Annotated in this window: 13 protein-coding genes; 9 read left to right on the plus strand and 4 right to left on the minus strand. The window is 66.5% G+C overall.

Features of this window, described 5'->3' with window-relative positions; genetic code table 11:
* Window positions 1-42: 42 nt before the first annotated feature.
* A complete protein-coding gene (locus CAP13_RS09175; protein WP_085831290.1) occupies window positions 43-999 on the minus strand; it encodes a hypothetical protein in 957 nt (318 codons plus the stop codon).
* A gap of 270 nt (window positions 1000-1269) precedes the next feature.
* On the opposite strand from CAP13_RS09175, the gene CAP13_RS09180 reads away from it, so the two are divergent.
* From CAP13_RS09180 to CAP13_RS09190, 3 genes are all read left to right on the plus strand, one after another.
* On the plus strand, window positions 1270-3213 hold the full coding sequence (locus CAP13_RS09180) for an NAD(+) synthase (protein WP_085831291.1): 1944 nt from the start codon (window positions 1270-1272) through the stop codon (window positions 3211-3213).
* A gap of 162 nt (window positions 3214-3375) precedes the next feature.
* On the plus strand, window positions 3376-4326 hold the full coding sequence (locus tag CAP13_RS09185) for an L-lactate dehydrogenase (protein ID WP_085831292.1): 951 nt from the start codon (window positions 3376-3378) through the stop codon (window positions 4324-4326).
* Between the two features lie 148 nt (window positions 4327-4474).
* On the plus strand, window positions 4475-5479 hold the full coding sequence (locus CAP13_RS09190) for a nucleoid-associated protein (protein ID WP_085831293.1): 1005 nt from the start codon (window positions 4475-4477) through the stop codon (window positions 5477-5479).
* Between the two features lie 341 nt (window positions 5480-5820).
* Here the strand turns inward: CAP13_RS09190 and CAP13_RS09195 are convergent, their stop codons facing one another.
* Complete coding sequence (locus CAP13_RS09195; RefSeq protein ID WP_179185038.1) at window positions 5821-7944, minus strand: cation:proton antiporter; 2124 nt, start codon at window positions 7942-7944, stop codon at window positions 5821-5823.
* Window positions 7945-8219: 275 nt separating this feature from the next.
* Here CAP13_RS09195 and CAP13_RS09200 point away from each other — a divergent pair, with 275 nt between their 5' ends.
* From CAP13_RS09200 to CAP13_RS09210, 3 genes are all read left to right on the plus strand, one after another.
* Window positions 8220-8753, plus strand: a complete 534-nt coding sequence (locus CAP13_RS09200; protein WP_085831295.1) for a DUF4352 domain-containing protein — start codon at window positions 8220-8222, stop codon at window positions 8751-8753.
* 10 nt (window positions 8754-8763) lie between these two features.
* A complete protein-coding gene (locus tag CAP13_RS09205) occupies window positions 8764-9183 on the plus strand; it encodes a transcriptional regulator (RefSeq protein ID WP_085831296.1) in 420 nt (139 codons plus the stop codon).
* Between the two features lie 79 nt (window positions 9184-9262).
* Window positions 9263-10564, plus strand: coding sequence for a serine/threonine-protein kinase (locus CAP13_RS09210; RefSeq protein WP_179185039.1), 1302 nt, complete (start codon window positions 9263-9265; stop codon window positions 10562-10564).
* A 158-nt stretch (window positions 10565-10722) separates the two neighbouring features.
* On the opposite strand, the gene CAP13_RS09215 is transcribed toward CAP13_RS09210, so the two are convergent.
* Window positions 10723-11766 carry a coiled-coil domain-containing protein gene (locus CAP13_RS09215; RefSeq protein ID WP_085831298.1) on the minus strand — a complete coding sequence of 348 codons (1044 nt, stop codon included), beginning with the start codon at window positions 11764-11766 and terminating at the stop codon, window positions 10723-10725.
* Between the two features lie 342 nt (window positions 11767-12108).
* Window positions 12109-12747: an MOSC domain-containing protein gene (locus CAP13_RS09220; RefSeq protein ID WP_218775358.1), complete on the minus strand. Its 639-nt coding sequence runs from the start codon at window positions 12745-12747 to the stop codon at window positions 12109-12111.
* A gap of 327 nt (window positions 12748-13074) precedes the next feature.
* On the opposite strand from CAP13_RS09220, the gene CAP13_RS09225 reads away from it, so the two are divergent.
* The 3 genes from CAP13_RS09225 to CAP13_RS09235 all read left to right on the plus strand — a co-directional run bounded on the left by CAP13_RS09225 (window position 13075) and on the right by CAP13_RS09235 (window position 19328).
* Window positions 13075-17496 (plus strand): DUF4430 domain-containing protein, encoded by a 4422-nt coding sequence (locus CAP13_RS09225; protein WP_085831299.1) that lies wholly within the window; start codon window positions 13075-13077, stop codon window positions 17494-17496.
* A gap of 340 nt (window positions 17497-17836) precedes the next feature.
* Complete coding sequence (locus CAP13_RS09230; protein WP_143764950.1) at window positions 17837-18544, plus strand: DUF4430 domain-containing protein; 708 nt, start codon at window positions 17837-17839, stop codon at window positions 18542-18544.
* Between the two features lie 370 nt (window positions 18545-18914).
* Window positions 18915-19328 (plus strand): GtrA family protein, encoded by a 414-nt coding sequence (locus tag CAP13_RS09235; RefSeq protein WP_245798985.1) that lies wholly within the window; start codon window positions 18915-18917, stop codon window positions 19326-19328.
* Window positions 19329-19825: the final 497 nt, after the last annotated feature.

A 19825-nucleotide genomic window follows, 5' to 3' on the forward strand; every position in this document is an offset into this window, starting at 1 on the left:
CTCGGTCACATCGAAGAACACCGACGCCCGGTTCACGAACTGTCACGACGTCTGCCCGATTACCGCGGTGGCAGAGGTAGAGGTCCCGCTCGTCGATGAGGCGCCGCTTTGCGAGCTGGAGTTCGACGTCGAGCTCGTGTCCCCCGTGGAGCTGTCAGAGGATCCAGAGGTCCCCGTGTCCGAGCTGCCCGTATTCGAGGAATCCGAGGTGCCGGATGAGCTGGAGTCGCTCGAGCTCTGATCGGTCGAGCCCGTGCCTGATGTCGAGGTCGAGGATGAGGAGCTGCCGCCCGTCGCGTCGCTCGAGTCCGTCGAGGATGTGTCTGTTGACGCGTTCGTATTGCTGTCGGACTGCGCGGTCCCGGCGGTGCCCCGCTCGCTCGTCGACCCATCGGTGGTCCCGGTGGTGCTCACGGTGGGACGGTCGCCGAGGCCCTGGCCTGCGGTGGTGAGGAGGATCGCCCCGGCGCTCAAGGCCACGGCGATGACGGCCACCACGACGGAGGCGATGATGACCCTGCGCTGCACCGCGTGCCGCTCCTCGGCGGCGCGGGCGCGATAGGAGGCCGGTGCGGTGCGCGCGCCGCGCACGCTGCGGGTGCCCGCGGGGGCATTGAGGTCCGCGCGATAGGGGTTCTCGATGCGCGACGTCTCCTGGGCGGATCCGCCTACGCCGAGCCCGTCGTTGATCTTCTTCGCGCCCGCGGTGAGCGCGCGCCGGTAGACCTGTGTGGCGATGACCGTGACGACCGAGCTCACGGCGGCTCCGATTACCGAGCCGTAGACGCCGATGTGCGAGGCGAGCAGCACCGAGGTGGCAGCCGCGCCGGCACCGGCGATGATCTGCGCGATCGAGAGGTCGTCGAACAGCCCCTTCTTCTCCGCCTTGAGCGGCTGCGTGCTGCCGATCGAGCCCGGCCCCGATGCGCCATCCGAGTCCAGGCGCCTGACCACGCGCGTTCTCTGCAGATCCGTGTACTCGGGGATGTTCGATGCCATGCTCGGTCCTTCTCGGTCGCTGATGTGTCTCATGAGATTAGTACCCGTCGGCGGCGAGACTGGTGCGTGGCCGGGAGAGAACAGAAAGAGGGGACACACGTGCGGAAAGCGTGAAGGACGTTGAGGTTGGGGTTGAAGGTGAGGGTTGGGTCTGTTGCGATCCCGCCCGGTGTCAGGCCCCGCCCCTCGTCCATTGCGAGGCCCGCCGCCGCCCGGTCCCTGCGGCCGCGCTACAATGCCAGCAGGATCGCGACCCCTGAGGAGGGCATCATGGAATCCATCGCTGACGGCTTCTTCCGCATCGCCGCCGCCACGCCGAGGATCCGCGTCGCCGATGTTGCCGGCAATGCGGAGGCGGTGCTCGCTGCCATCCGCGAGGCCGCGGCGGACGGTGTCCGCGCCCTCGTCCTGCCCGAGCTCTGCCTCACGGGCTACACCGCGGCCGACCTCCTGCACGACCGAGCCCTGCTCACCGCCTGCGAGCGCGCCCTCGCCCGCATCCTCGAGGAGACGGCCGACCTGCCCCTCCTCTTCGCGGTGGGCCTTCCCGTCGCGCACGCCGATGCCGTTTACAACGTCGCGGCCGTCTGCTGCCGCGGGCGCCTGCTCGGCCTCACCGCCAAGCGCCATCTGCCCACCTACGGCGAGTTCTACGAGGCGCGCTGGTTCGCCCCGGCCCCTGTGGCGCCGATCTCGGTCGCTGTCGCCGGCCAGACGGCCCCGCTGGGATCCGAGCTCGTGTACGCCTGTAACGAGGATCCAGACGTCCGCATCGGCGTCGAGGTCTGCGAGGACCTCTGGGTGCCTGATCCCCCGTCGGTGCGCATGGCCACGGATGGCGGCGCGACCGTGATCTTGAACCTCTCCGCCTCCGATGAGCTGGTGGGGAAGGAGGCCTACCGCCGCATGCTCGTGGCCTCGCAGAGCGCCCGGCTCTTCTGCGCCTACGCCTACGCGGACGCCGGCGAGGGGGAGTCCACCACCGACCTCGTCTTCGCCGGGGTGAACCTCGTGGCGGAGAACGGTGCCGTTCTATGCGAGAGCGAGGCGTTCACCTGCGGATCCGCCGTATCCGACATCGACCTCGCCCGCCTCGTCTCGGAGCGTCGCCGCACGACCACCTGGACGCACGGGGACCACGCTGCCGAGGCACCGGCGTCCATCCCATTCAGCCTCGGCGTCACGCCCACGCGCTCGGCCCTCGAGACCGACCGCGTCTTTAACCCGCGACCTTTCGTGCCTGAAGGGGCTGCTGAGCGCGCCCAGCGTTGCGAGACGATCCTCTCGATCCAGGCCGCCGGCCTCGCCACGCGCCTCGTGCACACGTCGACCTCGAGTGTCCTCATCGGGCTCTCGGGCGGCCTCGACTCCACGCTCGCCCTGCTTGTCTGCGCGCGCGCCTTCGATCGCGCGGGGCTCGATCGCGCAGGCATCCACGCCGTCTCGATGCCGGGCTTCGGCACCACGTCGCGGACGAAGGGCAACGCCGAGCGGCTCGCCGATGAGCTCGGCGTAGACTTCCGGGAGATCGCGATCGGCTCGGCTGTCGAGCGGCACTTCACCGATATCGGGCACGATCCCGCGGTGCGCGACGTCACCTATGAGAACAGCCAGGCCCGCGAGCGCACGCAGATCCTGATGGACCTCGCAAACGAGCTCCATGGCTTCGTCGTCGGCACCGGTGACCTCTCCGAGCTCGCGCTCGGCTGGGCCACCTACAACGCCGACCATATGAGCATGTACGGGGTGAACGCCGGTGTGCCGAAGACCCTCGTCCGCCACCTCGTGCGCTACGCGGCCGACACCGTGGAGGGCCCCGCGGCCGCCGTCCTCGCGGACATCCTCGACACCCCGGTCTCGCCGGAGCTCCTGCCGCCCACGGAGGACGGCGAGATCGCCCAGCGCACCGAGGACCTCGTGGGCCCGTACGAGCTGCACGATTATTTCCTTTACCACATGATCCGCGGCGGCCACGGCCCGGGCCGCATCTACCGCCAGGCCTGCCGCACCTTCGAGGGTACCTTCGAGCCCGCCTTGATCCTCTCCTGGCTGCGCGTCTTTTACCGGCGCTTCTTCTCCCAGCAGTTCAAGCGCAGCTGCCTGCCCGACGGCCCGAAGGTGGGCTCCGTCACGCTCTCGCCGCGCGGCGACTGGCGCATGCCGAGCGATGCCTCCGCCCGTCTCTGGCTTGCGGAGTTGGACGGGTTGGCATAAGGAGATCTCAATCTCTTCTCTGTCACCTCACTACCTTCAAAAATCGGCGAACGGTGGATTTTCATCGGTGAGTTGCGGAATAATGGGGACGTAACGAAGGCCGGAAATATCGGGTACCCCTTTGGGGTGTCTGAGGATTTCCGTTGAAAGAAAGGACGCGTTATGGTCAACGACAGGAAGATCGCCATTGTGGGCTGCGGGTTCGTGGGCTCCTCGTCTGCGTTCGCGATCATGCAGAGCGGGCTGTTCTCCGAGATGGTCCTCATCGACGTGGACCGCAACCGCGCTGAGGGCGAGGCACTCGACATCGCGCACGGCGTTCCGTTCGCGAGCCCGATGAAGATCTACGCGGGCGACTACTCCGATGTGTCCGATGCCGCGATGGTCGTCGTCACCGCCGGTGCCGCGCAGAAGCCCGGTGAGACCCGTCTCGACCTCGTCAACAAGAACGTGTCGATCTTCAAGTCCATCATCCCCAACATCCGCGAGAGCGGCTTCGAGGGCGTTCTGCTCATCGTCTCCAACCCCGTTGATGTGCTCACCTACGCCGCCGTCAAGATGTCGGGCCTGCCCGAGGGCCGCGTGATCGGCTCCGGTACGGTGCTCGACACGGCCCGTCTGCGCTACATGCTCGGCGAGCACCTCGATGTCGACCCGCGCGACGTCCACGCCTACGTCATGGGCGAGCACGGTGACTCCGAGCTCGCCGCTTGGTCGAGCGCCACGGTCGCCGGTGTTCCCCTGAACGACTTCTGCGAGCTTCACGGCCACCACGATCACAAGGCCACCGAGAAGCGCATCGCCGAGGAGGTCAAGAACAGCGCCTACACCATCATCGAGAAGAAGCGCGCCACCTACTACGGCGTCGCGATGACCGTGCGCCGCATCTGCACCGCCATCATGTGCGACGAGAAGTGCGCCCTGCCCGTCTCGAGCCTCATGGTGGGCGAGTACGGCCTCGACGACATCTGCATCTCCATGCCGACGGTCGTGGGTCGCGACGGTGTGGTGACCCGCGTCCCCGTCGACATCGACGAGGCCGAGCGCGCTGAGCTGCACGAGAGCGCGGCGGCCCTCCGTGCCATCATGGACAAGGTTGATTTCGAGGCGTAAGGTTCTGTCTGCATCAGTTCGCGCCTGCAGGACGCCCGGCTGCTCGGTGGCCGGGCGTCCTGCTGTCAGGCGGGCGCTGCGTGCATCGCGGCCGCACGCCAACGTGACCCGGCCGCCGGACCCATGAGCGTGAAGGAGCGCCCAAGCCATGAAGATCAACCACGCGATCCTGCATATCCTGGACTTCGACTCCGCCGTCAACGTGATGAGCGAGCGCGAGCTCGACCTCGAGAGCCGCCAGGTCAAATCGTTTGTGGGCACGCACCTGCGCCGCGCGCGGACGAGCCCCGACAACCGCCGCGCCGCCTTCGCGGAGAATTCCGCCTTCGCCGGGGAGCTCAAAGGCTATCTCTTCGGTGATCGGGAGTTCGTCGACCTCTCCCAGCAGGTGGGGGAGTTCCTCGCCGGCGAGCTCTCCCGTGCGGACAAGGTCGAGTCGACCGACGTGCTCGTGGCCGATTTCGAGGACGACGACGAGGTGCGCTGGTTCGCCGTGCTCCTGCTCGGGAGCCGCCAGGCCTTCATGCACGAGGTCGGGCGTGAGGGCGGTGAGGTCAGGAACGACATCCGCCGCCACTTCGCCATCCTGCCGAACCCCTCGCAGAAGCTCGCGAGCTTCTGCCTGGTGCGCGCCTCGACCATGGAGGTCTTCTACCAGGATAAACGGCGCAAGATCGCCGGAGAGGATCGGATGCTCCTGCCCGAGGGCCTGCTCTCGTGCGCGGAGGGCGTATCGGGCAAGGAGGCCATCGAGACCGTGACCCGCGTGGTTGAGCAGGTCGCGGAGGACCATGGTGCGAACACCGCGGTCGCGCTTGCTCGGGTGAAGGCCGCCGTGGCCGAGGCCGTGGAGGAGGACGAGGAGCTGCCGCCCTGGGACGTGGTGGATGCCGCGTTTGAGGACGAGCCCGTCATGCGAGAGGCCGTGCGGGCCGGGCTCACCGAGGAGCAGGTTCCCGAGCGCGTGCCAGTTGAGCGGTCCCAGGTGGAACGCGCCCAGGTGCGGAACCACCGCATCCGCACGGACACGGGCATCACGATCAGCTTCCCTGCCGAGCTGGTATCCAACACGGACCTCATCGAGTTCGTGAACGAGCCGAACGGCCTGATCTCGATCTCGCTGAAGAACATCGGATCGATCGAGAACCGGTAGGTGGGCCATGGGTCGCGTCCCGGTGGCGACCGGCGGGAATTACAAGTAGTTGAGCCGGGATCGCGTCCGGTGGTACCCGGCGGAAATTGCAAGTAGTTGAACCAAGATCGCGCTCCGCTGGCGCCGGCGGAAATTGCAATATTGCGAGCTATGAATAGGCCCGCGGTGCCGCGCGGAGTAGTGCGAACGAAATAGCAGGTCAACGATGGCGCATTTTCTTGCGCTATGCATAGACGGGTTCATAGCTCGCCCATTCACGCGGCAAATCTATGCACAGCTCAAGAAAACGCAATAGGGGATGGCGCGGCAGCGACCAGCGGCCCTGCGGAAGCCCTACCGCCTTAGCTCTGCAGCAGCGCGAGCTGGCTGGTGTAAACGCCCTCCCGCAGCGTGGCCGCCTGCTCGGGTGAGATCTGGCCACGGTCAAAGAGGCCCGCGATACCGTCGAGCATGAGACCCAGCGCGTCGGCCTCGACGGTGCCGATGCGCTCACGCAAATCGTTTCTGTCGGCGAGGCCCTCATGCTTGGCAAACACATCGCGACCGGCGAGCCCAGACGCCTGTTTGATCTTCGTCCCGTTGCTCATGCTGAGCGATCGCCGCATGCCGAGCAGGTACTGGGCCGCCTGGAGCGTCGCGGCATCCTCGGCGTCCGCGGTGCCGGCACTGTCCACGATGCCCTGGAGGAAATCGGTCCCTCGCTTGATGGCGGCGGTGTAGAGCTCGGTGAACTCCTCCTGATGGCCCTCGGGAATCCCGAGCGTGCAACCGTGGCCGCGCTTCTTTCGGCTGATGGCGCTCAGGACGATCCCGGTGACCCCCCCGAGGCTCTGGTTCCGCTTGCTCCGCGCGCAGGCGGCGGCCCGTTGCACAAGCGCCCGCTCGCACGCCTCGACTGTCTCGCGGGAGTATGCGCCGCTCTCCGCGAGTTCGTGCAGGTAGGAGGTTTGCGCGGCGTTGAGGTCGGCCGTCACGCGTTCCATGGCGCGGGCGGAGCTCGGGTTCAGGCTCGTGTCGAGCTCGCGGATGCCTGCGAGGTACGTGCGCGCCACGAACGACAAGGCGAACGCCTCGCCGGCATCCTCGGTGTGGGCGATACGGCGCTGCAGGGTGTCGACCACGTGCTCGGCGGCGCTCCGGCGCGCGGCAAGGAGCTCCTGTTCTTCGTCTGCGGCTGACTTGGGAGCCAGGATCGGGACGATGAAGTTCGCCATCAGGAGCGTGAGGACGATGACGACCGAGGCGATGAAGATCAGCTCGTCATGGAAGGGGAAGGCGGTGCCCGCCGGGAGCGTGGCCGGCAGCGTGAGCACGATGGAGAGGGTGACGGCTCCCTTGGGCCCGCTCAAGGTCAGGATCAGCGCATCCATGAGTGCGCTGCGGGAGAAGTCATCATGGTCGGACACGCGCGCAAGCTCAGCCCCCGTCTGCGCGCCACGGCGCAGACGGGGGCGGCGCGCCAGGCGCTCCATAACGATCAGCCAGACGAAGCGGGTGCCCACCACCACGGCGGTCACGATGACCGAGACGAGGAGGAGCGAGATGAGGTCGAAGGCGCCGGCACCGCTCTGGAAGACGGCCGGCAGCTGCAGGCCGAGTATCACGAAGACGGTCCCGTTCAGAAGGAAGGTGATCGTGTCCCATACGCCGCTGGTCACGAGCACGGTCCGCGCTGCTTCGACGGTGAAACGGCGGGGTGTGAGCGCGACCACGATGCCCGCTGCGACAACCGCGAGGATGCCGCTCACATGCAGCTCCTCGGCGACAAGGAAGACCAGGATCGGGAGGACGAGCTCAAACGTGACCGAGAACGATGCGCTCTCAAGGCCGGTGGCGCGCACGATGCGGTGCATGGTGCCATAGGCGAGGGCGAGCGCGATGCCGATGACGATCCCGCCGACGAATGAGAAGGCAAACGAGCTACCGGCGCCGGCGAGCGAGAAGGCACCGGTGGTCGCGGCGGCGACGGCGAATTGAAAGGACACCACGCCGGAGGCGTCGTTGAAGAGCGCCTCGCCGGCAAGCAGGGATTCCTGGCGCTCGCCGAGATCGACCGAGGTGGACATCGAGGAGACGGCCGCCGCGTCGGTGGGGCCGAGGGCGGCCCCGAGGGCGAGGGCGGCTGCGAGGGGGAGCGAGGGCACGAGCAGGTTGAGCGCGAAGCCGACGGTGAGGGTGGCTGCGATAACGAGCCCGATGGCGAGCGAGAGCACGCTTGGGAGCTGCCGGGCGAGGAGCCTGCGGTCGACCTGCTGCGACTCGTTGAAGAGCAGGGGTGCGATGAAGGCGGCGAGGAAGAGCTCCGATTCGATGTTGAAGTCGATGCCCGCTCCGATGACCAGGGCGAGCCCAAGCCCGAGAGCGATCTGCACGAGTGGTGCGGAAATGCGCGGCAGGAGCTGTGCGATGACGGCAGATGCGAGCACCGCCACCGCAAGCGTCAGGATGAATTGGAGAAGCTGCATGGAGATACCTCTTTCACGGTTTGATGTCTCGATGGTACCCAGGTTTCGCGGCCGGCGAACGCGGTTTCGACAACGGGCACTCCGGCCACGCACGGCGTGCTCTGGCCGTTGCAACGGGGAGGGGCAACCACACGTGCTCGTTGTGCCAGAGCGCGACCGAAGGGCGGTTGCTGCCATTAGCTCCGAGCTAATGAAACAGGTGCGGCATCTCGATACAGTTATCCGATGAAAGCGCCGGGGATGTCCCGGCGCGCCGTTGGGAAAGGAAGTTCAGCATGAAGACCATGGGAATCACGCGCGCCACCCGCCGCGGCTTGCTCGTCCTCGCCGCAGGCGCCCTCGCCCTCGCGATCACCGGCTGCGGGAGCACGCCCTCGGTGAAGGGGTCCGCAACCGATACGAAGCAGGAGACAGCGCAGGAGGAGCAGAAGACGACCGACCTCGCGGCTGGCACGGCGGTCGACATGGGCAACGGCCTCACGGTCAGCGTCGACTCGATCGAGACGGGCGTCGCCGGTTCCAACGGCACGTACGTGAAGGCGACCGTCACCTACAAGAACGAGGGTGAGGACACGGCGAGCTTCAACGAGTACGATTGGAAGGGCGAGGACGCGAACGGCGCTCAGGAGCATCACGAGTATTACATGAGCACGGATTACAAATCGGATGACAACGCGCTCGGCTCAGGCGATCTCGCGGCCGGGGGCACCAAGACCGGCACGATCTACTTCAAGGAAGGCACGGTCAAGCTGGTCTTCACAGGAAACTTTTTCAACAAGGACGTGCAGGCGAGCTGGACCGTTGCGTAGGGACGATGAGATGGCTGAACCGTTGACCGAGGAGCTGCTTGACGAATTGCTCGATGCTCCCCGCATCGACGCGTTCATCGAGGGGCATGACTTCGAAGCTCCCTCGCTCTCCGACTACCTCCAACAGCTGCTGGAGGAGAAAGATCTCGCACGCGCCGACGTGGTTCGTATGGCCAACCTCAATGAGACCTTTGGCTACCAAATCTTCACCGGCACCCGGAATCCCTCACGAAACAAGGTCCTTCAGATCGTCTTCGCGATGGCGCTCACCCTGCGCGAGGCGAACCGAGCCCTACGCGCTGCCGGCGTGAGCTCACTGAACCCACGCAGCCGCCGTGACGCGATCATCATCTTCTGCCTCGACCGCGGTTGCTCTCTGCAGAAGGTGAATGAGGAGCTTTTTCGCTTCGGCGAGGAGACCGTCTGCTGACCCTCGTACGACGCTGAGGCAGTGCACCGCATCACGCGCCCGGGCACTTCTGTCCGGGCGCGTTGTTATGATGGAAGCCATGAAAACCGTTGAGAGAGATACCAGATCGACAGGCCCCGAGGGTCCCTGTTCACAGGGGCCGGACGCGCCCGCAGACGAGCCCGCGGCGTACCGTGTCGACGAGGTGCTCAAGCGAGGGCCCGCGGAGACGACGGAGGTCGTCTACCTCCCCGTGCCCAACGGAGGCGAGGCAGGCCCCTTCGTGCTCAAGCGCTTGGCTCGAGAGGCGCACATGGGCTCTGCGTACACGGCCCTGCTCCGCTTGGAGCGAGCCGGTGTCCGCTACCGCCATCTGCCCCGGATCTACTCGGTCGTGGAGGTGGGGGAGGAGACCCACGTGATCATGGAGCTCGTTCCCGGGGAGACGCTTGCGGCACTCGTCGACCGTGTGGGGCCCTCACCCGCCCTTGCCCGTGCCCTGATGCCCCTGGTCTGCGAGGCGGTCTCCGAGCTCCATGAGGGGCTCGACGCGCCGATCATCCATCGGGATCTGAAGCCTGCGAACATCATGGTGGATGGCTGGGGACCGGACGGTGGCCAGCCCCTCTCCGTCGAATCTGCGCTGGTCACGATCATCGACCTTGGCATCGCGCGCTCGTGGCGCGCTGAGGCGTCGGCAGATACGACGCACTTCGGCACCAAAGGATACGCCCCTCCTGAGCAGTTCGGCTTCGGTCAAACTGATGTGCGGAGCGACGTCTATGCCCTCGGAGCGCTACTCGTCTTCTGCTGCACAGGGGAGGGGCCATCGTTGGGGCGGACCGCTGCGAGCTTGGATGCGCCCGGCATTCCCGGGCCGCTCGCAGCGGTCGCAGCGCGGGCGATGAGCTTTGATCCGGCCGATCGCTATGCGAGCGCCGTCGAGCTCGCAGCCGCGATTCGAGCGGTCTCGCCGGAACGCGAGCGGCCCTCGAACTCTGAACCGTCGGCCGCCACCTCCTCGGAGGCGCCGAGTGACCCGTCGCAGGCGGCTGCTCCATTCCTCGTCCAGGTCTCAATGGCCCTTGGGATCCTCTGGAACCTCTCGATTATCTGCACGGCGGCCATTCTCGCGGTTGCAAGTTACCGGGCCGTGATCGATCCGAGCGAGTTGCTTGCCCCGGTCGATTCCTTGTTACGCGCGCTTGCCACGTTCCTTGCCTTTGATGTCCCCGGGATGGCGATCCTCTGGCTCCTCTTCGACAAGCGCCGTTTGCGCCATCGTATCCCCCAGGTCGGCTACTGGACGTGGAGACGCTGCCTCCTGCTTCTCCTCAAGTCCTTCATCGCCAGTTTCATCGGTATGGTCATCATCGTCATCGCGCAAATGGGTCTGGGATGAATCTGAGGTTCCCCGCCGCAGGGCCGGGCTGTCTGCATGGTTTTGAGCGGGCGCTGGAGCTCGGGCCCTTGTCCGTTCCGGTCCCACGACAAGAAACGCGGCGGCCCCGAGGGCCGCCGCGTTGATTCAGCGTATGCGTATGGGTGGCAGCGCCGCGCCTATATCCGCTGCATCTCACTCAGGGTGTTGCGGTACCAGTTGTACCAATTCGGCGGGCAGTACTTCTGGGCACCGGCCACGCTGATGGTGTAACCGTAACCCTCGGCCAGGCCGCGCACGTGCGCGTCGATCGCCTGATCCCAGGAGGAGAAATCGATATCGCCCCAGCCCCAGGCGTTGTACGCACGGAAGAGGTGCGCGCCCTTGCTGCTCTCCGTGTTGGAGATGGCGGGGGAGAAACGGGGGTCAACACCGTACTTCCATGCGGCGGAGGCAAACTGCTCGCCGCAGCTTGAGAGCGCGGATCCCTCAAGGTAGGTATTGATGCGCGGTGCCCATGAGGCGATGAAGTCCTCCTGGCTCACGCCCCAGTCGACCGAGGTGTTGTTCTCAAGCGGGGAGGTGGCGATGACCTCGAGGCCGTTTGAGGCATCCGCTGCAGCGGCGAGCTTGGCCAGCTCCGCGGCTGCCTCCTCGTCAGCCCGGCGCTGGGCGTCCTGGCGAAGCTGCTGGGCCTCCTTCAGGGCGGCGTCGGCGCGATCCTGCTCGGCAGCGGCCTGCGTGCGCGCCTGCTCGAGCTCAACCCGCTGCTGCTCGAGGTCGGCCTCGGCGTCGTTCAGGGCGTCGAGGGCCTCCGTGTTCGAAGACTGGATCTGATCGAGGTAGGTCATGCGGGTGAGGAGGTCGTCGAGGGAGGAGGACTGCAGCACCACGCTCATGAGCACGTTGGTGCCCTGCTCGTTCTTGTACCGGGCGCGCAGGGCCTGGCTCGCCTTGGCGCGCTTGGCGGGCATGGCGGCCTCGAGCTCCTGGATCTTGGCGGTGTTCTCGTCGATCTTTTCCTGCAGGGCCTTCAGGTTCGCCGTGGCCTCCTCGTAGGCCTGGGCGCTCTGCTTGACCTTCTGCTGCGTCTCATTGACCTGGGCCTGCGTCTCCTGGGTGACAGCGAAGGCGGGGATGGGGGCAAGCTGGGTCCCGGCGAGCGCGAAGGCGAGGGCGGCGCTGACCGCCAGCACGCGATGCGAATGTGAGGTTCCGTTCATGTACCATCCTCAATAGACGTCCGTGTTCGGTGGAACCAAGTGTACTACCACCTTCGAGTTCAACTTGAGCCTTAAACAAGTCTAAGGGTCAAGTTGAAGGTTTAGGATGGCCGCAACCTGCGCCTCAATCGAGTTGTGGAGCGCCTATAGAGATTCGAGTTTCACTTGAAGGTTGAAGCTTTGAAATCGGTTGCACACGCTTGAGCTGCGGAGATAAAAAATGGGCTCCGGAGATCGCTGCGCAATCAGCCGGAGCCCTGTCTGAGGGCGCGTGCTAACGGGATTGAGCCTTGGGCCATCGCTGAGCGACAGGCCCCGCCATAGGTGCGTCAGACCTTGTAATCACAGGGTCCCGTCGGCCCGGGCTCGCTCGACCTCGGCGAGCGCCTCGGGCGGGGTGAAGGTGCAGGTGCCGTCACCCATACGGACGATCTCGATCGCATCGCCGACGTGCACCTCGCCGCCGTTGAGCACCACGCCGAAGATCCCCTCATGGGGGAAGATGCAGTCGCCGGCGAGGTAGTAGATGGCGCAGCGGGTATGGCAGACCTTGCCGATCTGGCTGATCTCGACGAGCACCTCGTCGCCGACGCGCAGCTGGGTTCCGAGGGGGAGGGTCAGGAGGTTGATGCCCTCGGTGGTGAAGTTCTCCCCGAAGTCCCCCTCCTTCACGTCGAGCCCGTGGGCCCGCGCCTCCGCGACCGATTCCTCAGCGAGGAACGAGACCTGGCGGTGCCAGTGCCCGGCATGGGCGTCCTCGGCGAGGCCGTGCTGCTCCACAACGCGCGCGACCCCCGAGGCCACCGGGGCCTTGCGCGTGCCCTTCCTGGTCGACACGTTGATGGAGCGAACGCGTGCCGGTCCGGTGTACGCATCGGCCGAAGACCGCAGGCGGCCCGTGGAGCCCGTCTGCGCGGCCCGGTCCTCGAGCTCCCGCCTGGCGGCGGCGAGAATCACAGAATCCTTGTCGGTCTCCTGCATGGCGACCCCTCCCTTGTCTTATATATAAGTCGCACCTGTTATAACACGTCGGCCCGCCGTGCGGGACGCTTGCATGCTCTGTGCTACGATTGTCGGCGCATATGGCCGAGATGGTGGTGCGGAGACGCACGGGCGCGGGCGCGTCCGGGAGAATCGGGGTGAGAGTCCCCAGCTGTACCAGTAACCGTGTTTCGGACGGCCGTGGTCCCCATGTCGCAGATCGGACGGCATGCACGGTCGGATGACGATGAGTCGGATCGCCTCCCATCTTAGCGCGGCGCGCGAATCGCGTGCGTCGCCCAGGCTCTGGAGGGAAGGGGATCCGAGGTGCTCGGACTCAATGACGGCCGCCGGGAGCGCGCGGCCGAGCGAATCATGCAGATCATACGAGGGGGAGGCCACCGCGGTATCGTCGTGGTCATGGCGCTCAGCCTGGTGCTCGGCGGAAGCCCGACGCCGCTGTGGGCCGATGAGGTTTCGCCGGCCCCTGCGGTAACGGACGGTCAGGTTGCTACGTCGGCGGACAACGCTGCAGCGGATGCGGCCGGTGAGCCCGCTGCAGGGGAGGTTGACGCCCCCGCGTCGGATACCGGGTCTTCTGCCACGGCGGCCGCTGAGCCGTCTGCTGCGACGACAACCGGGGCCACATCTGTTGAGGCGTCTCCGGACGCATCGTCCGATGCCGCTTCAACGAGCCCAGCGGCACGGGCTGCAGCCTCCGCGACCGCAGCCGACTGGATTGCCATCAAGGACGCGTCCACGGGCGCGGCGCCCACGGAGGCGGCCGTGGGACAGACGCTTCGCATCGACGCCACCTACGAGGACCCCTACGGCGACTTCGGCGACGAGACCGAGTTCACCGACGCTGAGTACGATGACCTCGCGATTCAGTGGTACCAGGGGAGCGAGCGGGTTTCGAACGTGTACCTGGCGAGCGCTTGGGAGGCGAAGGGCTACACCCCCATCGCGGGCGCCCAGGGCCGCAGCTTCACGGTGACGACTGCGCAGGCAGGCTCCTTCATCGCTGCGCGTGTGACGAACGCCGACGGCAGCGTCGTCTGGTCGTCATCCTCAACCCCGCAGGTGCCGCAGGCGGCTGGCCCTGCCCCCGAGGCCGATGCGGACGCTGAGGCCCTCGCCGTGGCCGTCGCCGTGCTCAAGGCGGATGGTTTCAGCGGGTACTACCCGAGCCCGCGCTACGGCGTCGACACCAACCTGAACGCCATGATCGAGGCGCGCCTCGCGGCTCTCGGGCACGAGGGCATCACCGCGCGGGTGAGCTCCGTCGAGGCCGGCGGCTCAGACCCCGCGGCCGCGGGCGGCATCGACACCTCTGATACCGATGCGAACGGTGCTATCACACCGTTCTTCCTTGCTCCGGACCAGAAGACCTCGTCGCTCGACTACTCCGTCCTGCGCAGGTTCACCCCCACCTTCGAGCTCTCGCGGGGTTCGGCGAAGCTCTCCTACACGCCAGGCCGCACCTCGGCGCTCCCGTGGGACGACGCGAAGGTCGAGTCCTTCCTCGAGGATGCCGCGGCGGGGCTCGCGCTTCCCGAGGCCATGACAAGCGGTTCGGTTCCTGAGGATGTCGCCGAGCTCGCGCTGCCCGTTGCCGCCATGGGCGAGGGGGGCGTCAAGGTCGCTGACATCACGTGGTCGAGTTCCGACACCGCGACCATGAAGGTGGCCACGGGTTTTGATAGCGATTACCAGAGCACGGCTACGGCGAGGTTCACGCATCAAAGCACGCCCGCGACCGTGACCCTCACGGCGAAACTCTCCCTGAAGATCCCCGGGTACGGGGCTGCACCCGAGAAGACCGCGACCCGGTCCGTCACCTTCGAGGTCGCTCCGCGCTCGGGCGCGTCATCAGCGCAGATTGAACGCCGTCTCAAGGCGTACCTCAGCAAGGTCAAGGCCACGGATTTCGCCACCGGCGCCGCAGTGGATGCCTCGGTCGTCACCGGTGACCTGCAGTTCTCGCGCCCGCGCGATCTCAGCATCGACGGTAAGTACTACAAGCTCGCATACACCTCGAGTGACGAGTCCGTCATCAGCGTCAGCGGTTACCGGGGGCAGGTCACGCCCTCGCTCGCCGGGGAGTCGCTCCGATTCGCCACGGTCACGGCACACCTCACTTACGAGGGCGTGACCGTCGATCGCGCGCTCGGGACCTTCACGATGGGCGAGGTGAGCGGCGAGGAGATCGACGCCGCCGTTGCCCTCATGGATGCTGCGAAGACGGGTTACGCCGCGCACATCCTCGGGGCAAATGCCGCACCCGACGAGGTCACGACAGACCTCGTCCCCTTCTCCGCGGTTCTGCCGGGTGCGGACGAGGCGCCTGTCTGGGCGCGTACGGTTGCAGAGGCCGGTACCGGCGGCATCACGGCCGTGGACCTGCCCGGCTACGATTCGATGTCGGGCCTGCCCTGGCGCGCGTTCCGTTCCTCGGATGAGCGCGTCGTGGCGAGCGAGAGCCTCCGGGTCACCCGTCCCGCCTATGACACCGAGGTCACGGTCGACTCGCTGCTGACGTATAAGCGCTACGAGTCGCTCGCCCTCGCGCATCCGGAGAACGCTCAGCTCGCTAAGCTGATCGCCCAGCCGGTCTCGGCGACCTTCACCGTCAAGGGCACGAAGGGCGCCGAGGATCCCGAGGCTGCGCGCCAGGTGAGCGCCACGGTGACGGTGACCGGCCTGTCGGCGCCGGATGCGGAGGGGTCGTCTCATGCCGAGCTCTGGGTGCCCCCCACGAAGGTGACCTTCAAGAAATCCGAGGCGCGGACCGCCTGGGATCTTATCGCCAGCCTGCTCGACCAGGCGGGCTACACCTATGACGCGACCACGTTCGCGCCGGACTCCATCACGTCGCTGGACGGGCGCACGCTCGGCATGGAGCAGGTGGGGAGCGGCTGGAGCTACTGGAGCTTCTACGTCAACGGCGCGTATGCGCAGGCCGCAGCGAACAAGACGTACGTCGCTGACGGCGACGAGATCGCGCTCACCTACGTGTCGGCCACCCCGCAGGTGCCCGGGAAGGACGCCCCTGAGATCAATCCGGATGCACCGCGGCCGGATGCACCGTCCACCTGGTCGGGCTTCGGGAACGGTGGCACCACGGCGCTGGCCGCGGACGGGGCTCCCACCGGCAGCACCCGTGAGCGTTGGACGGCGGACCTCAAGGCCACCGGCGAGTCCTTCACCGCGGTGGGGGACCCCATCATCGTGGGCGACCGCCTCTTCGTCACGACCTCGACCGATCTCGTGAAGATCGACCGGGCGACCGGGGAGATCGTCGCGCGGGTGAAGACCTTCGGCCATGTCTCGTACTTCTCCCGTCCCGTGTACGCACGGGGGGTCGTCATCGTGCCCTCCGATGACGGGTCCCTCGCCGCCTTCACGGCAGACACGCTGACCTGTGTGTGGAAGACCCCCTCGTTGGCGCCGCTGGTGGTTAATGGGAAGACGAAGGGCTATCAGGCGGCCTCGACCCTGACGGTCGCGGGCGACGCGGTCATCGCGCCCTTCGTGGCCGATGTGGGCGCGAGCGGAGCTGCCCAGGCAGGCGCCCTCGTCGCTGTGCGCATCTCGGATGGTGCCGTGCTCTGGACGAACACCGATCGGCGCACCGGCGATGAGCTAGGCGCCGGATATTACTGGGCCGGCGCCGCTCCCTCGGGCTCCGATATCGTGATCGGCGATGAGGCTGGACGGGTGCAGCTCATCGACGTCGCCACCGGTGCGGTGCGCTCCACGGTGGAGCTGGGGACCCCGGTTCGGACCTCGATCGTTTCCGGCGGGGTCGATGAGGATGGCCATGAGGTCTTCTTCGCCGTGGGCCGTGCGCCGGCGACGCTCGTGAAGATCGTCCGTTCCGGCGATGAGCTCGCGGTGGCGGGGGAGGCCGCCTTCACGGCGAGCTCCACCTCGACGCCGGTGATCGTGGGCTCCCGGGCCTATATCGGCGGTGTGAACGAGGCGGGACAGGGCGTCATCGCCGAGGTCGACGTGGACACGATGCAGGTGGTTCGTGTGAGCACAGTGGCTGCGGCCGAGGTGAAGTCCACACCGCTCGCGATCTCGAGCGGTGGTGAGACCTACCTGTATGTCACAGCGAACACGGAGCCCGGCGCCTTGATTCGGTACCGGGTGTCCACGGGGGAGGCCGCGGTCATCTACGAGCCCTCGGGCGCCCTCGCGAACTACTCGATGGCGAGTGTGATCGCCGATGCGGCGGGCAACCTCTACTACAGCAACGACTCGGGCACGGTGTTCGCGGTCGGGGCGGGGGCCGGCTCTGAAAACGGCAGCGGTGGCCATGACAACGGTGGCCATGACAACGGCGGAGCTGAGAACGGTGGCGGCACCGGCGACAACAGCTCCTCAAAGGGCAGCGCCACCATTACGGGATTGCAGACGGAGGGTGCGGCGGCCTCGAGCGCTGCGTCCGGCCGCGGGGGCGTCATCGCCCCCGGCAAGACCCCGCTCGCGCAGGCGGCCGCGTCCGATGCCACGGCATCCACGGACGATCAGGCCACGGCCGCAACCCGTGAGGGCGAAGGCGCGAACGAGGAGGCGGCAGCGGTCGACGGCACCGCAGCCGCAGCGGATGTGACGCCATCCCGGGCTGCGGCCGAGCGTGGCTGGCTGCCCCTCATCCTCGGCGCCGCCGGAATCTTCGGCCTGATCATCGCCGGGCTGTGGTTCGCCGCGATCCGCCGCCGCGAGCGCACGGGAGCGTGAGGACATGGACGATCGAGACCGTATGGGCCAGGGCGAGCGCAGGGGTGGGCCCCAAACCGCCGATGAGCTCTCCGCTCCAGACGGTGTTATCGGGGCCGCTGCCGAACGGGATGCGGCCTCCCAGTCCCGCTCATCTGATTTGGGCAAGTCGGCGAGCTCGAACGGGGCGGCAGGTTCGCGTGAGCCGTCGACTGACCTGAGCGGCGCACATGGCGCGGGTGAGGCAGCCGTCTCTGAAAACACGATGATGTTGGGAAAGGCGGCGGACGCGCGCGTGTATCCCGGTGCCTCTCCTGCCGCACGGGGTGTCAGTGCCCCCGGGACCGGAGGCCAGCGACGTATGGCTGCCGGCCTCGCTCTCGTCTCGATCGCCCTTATCATCGCTACCCTCCTGCTCGCATTTGGGATCCCTGGTGCGGGCAACGGGCTCTGGACGACAACCGCAGATGCGCCTGCGGGGTCGGCCGCGAGCGTGACAGGTGATGGAACGGCCTCAGACGAGGCGGCGACCACTTCCACCGCAGGCTCGGATGGAAGCGCGAACGCAGGGTCGGGAGCGGCTGGCGCGGATTCAGATGGGACGGCAAGCGCGTCCGCAGGCGAGGCCTCGTCCTCTGGCGCTAGCTCCCCGTCTGCTTCATCGGGGGAGGCTGGAGGGGGATCCTCCGCCTCGGGCGCCGACGGCTCTGCCGGGGCCACCGCAGACCCCGGCGCTAGCTCGGGCCAGACCGGCGGCTCCGCCGCCCCCGAGACCGGCACTGTGACGGTTTTGGTGAGCGCTGCAGGGGCGGGCGGAGGCACGCTCGCGAGCACTACGCTCACCTTTGAGCGCGGTGCCACCGTGTACGATGCCCTCATGGGCACGGGTCTTTCGGTCAGCGCCGAGAGCACGGTGTACGGGCTGTACGTGACGACGATCGGGGGCTATGCGGCCCATGGCTCCGAGGGCTGGAAGTACGCCGTCAACGGCGTCGACGGCGATCGCTCCGCGGCCCGCTATGTCCTCAAGGACGGCGATGCCGTGTCCTGGTACTGGGGCAGCGCCTGATGACCACCGATGGGTCAGGCGCTATCGCTGGATGCGCAGCCCTGGATTTTCAGCGTGCAGGCTCCTGGGACGAGAGTGCAGCAGCGCGCGCTTGATGGAACGGGGCTCACGGGTCCAGCGCGCGTCTGGGCCCGACGACGCGTTCCCAGACGGTGCCCCGAATGCGTTGAACCCACCAGACGATGCCGATGAGCCTTTGGTTTGGGCGTGCCACGTTGCGTCGCTCGCGAGGTGCGCAGTGAGATGGTCACGTCACCCTCAGGTGTCCCGCAGCACACAGGCCCGTCGCGCGGAGAAGCTGTGGCGGACCTTACATTTTTATAACGTTCCCCTTATAGTGTGGTCGCAGTTGGGATAGCGAGGGAGCCGCGTGAATTCAACGCACCATCATATCGACCGGCCCGCGATGAAACGATTTGGGCGGTTTGCACTCGTGGGGATCGTCTCCTTGGCGGTTGAGTACGTGCTGCTCATCTTCTTCGTCGAGCGCTTCGGTATGAACTACCTCGTCGCCACCACGATCTCCTTCCTCGCAGGCGTGTGCTTGAACTACGTCCTTTCGGTGCGCTACGTGTTCGCGCATCGCGACGGCATCAGCCGCCGGCGCGAGTTTACGATCTTCGCCGTCCTCTCCACGGTGGGTCTCGGCCTCAACGGACTGTACATGTTTGTGGGCGTGCAGCTGCTGAACATGGGATACCAGCTCATGAAGCTGATCTCGACCTTCTTCGTCACCTGGTATAACTACTTCAGCCGCCGCCGTTTCCTGGGAGACGGGGCTTAGGGGCCCCGGCGCGTACCGAGCGCGGGGTGCCTCTTCGCGGTCAGCCTCAGAACGACGTCCGGCAGCGGTGCGCACTAAGTGCGGGGGCGTCTCGTGGGTGTTCAATATTGACCGCGCCGATATCCGGTGCGCACCGAGCGCACGAGGTGCCCCGCTCGATGTACACGAGCGCGCGCGGCTGCAGTTCACGAGCTGTTGCATCGTGGCGCGCCGTCACCGTGTTGATCCGGATGCATGGCATGAGGACTTGGCATCTACGCGGCCACCAAGCTCGCCATTATGTGTTTTCAAATAAAATGAATCTAATACGAGTTCTATTCTAATTTTTACATTTAGTTTTTTGCGACAGTGTGGACGCTAGTAGAAAATGTCAGATCTGCGTCACAGGGGCCTGAAAAACCATTCCAAAGAGCAGTCAGACGGTTCAGATTTCATCCTCTGCAGGTCAGTTGAATATATAGAGTTGGTCAAATTGCATTTCAATGACAAACTACAGG

Source organism: Collinsella vaginalis, from assembly GCF_900176655.1.
GTDB lineage: Bacteria > Actinomycetota > Coriobacteriia > Coriobacteriales > Coriobacteriaceae > Collinsella > Collinsella vaginalis.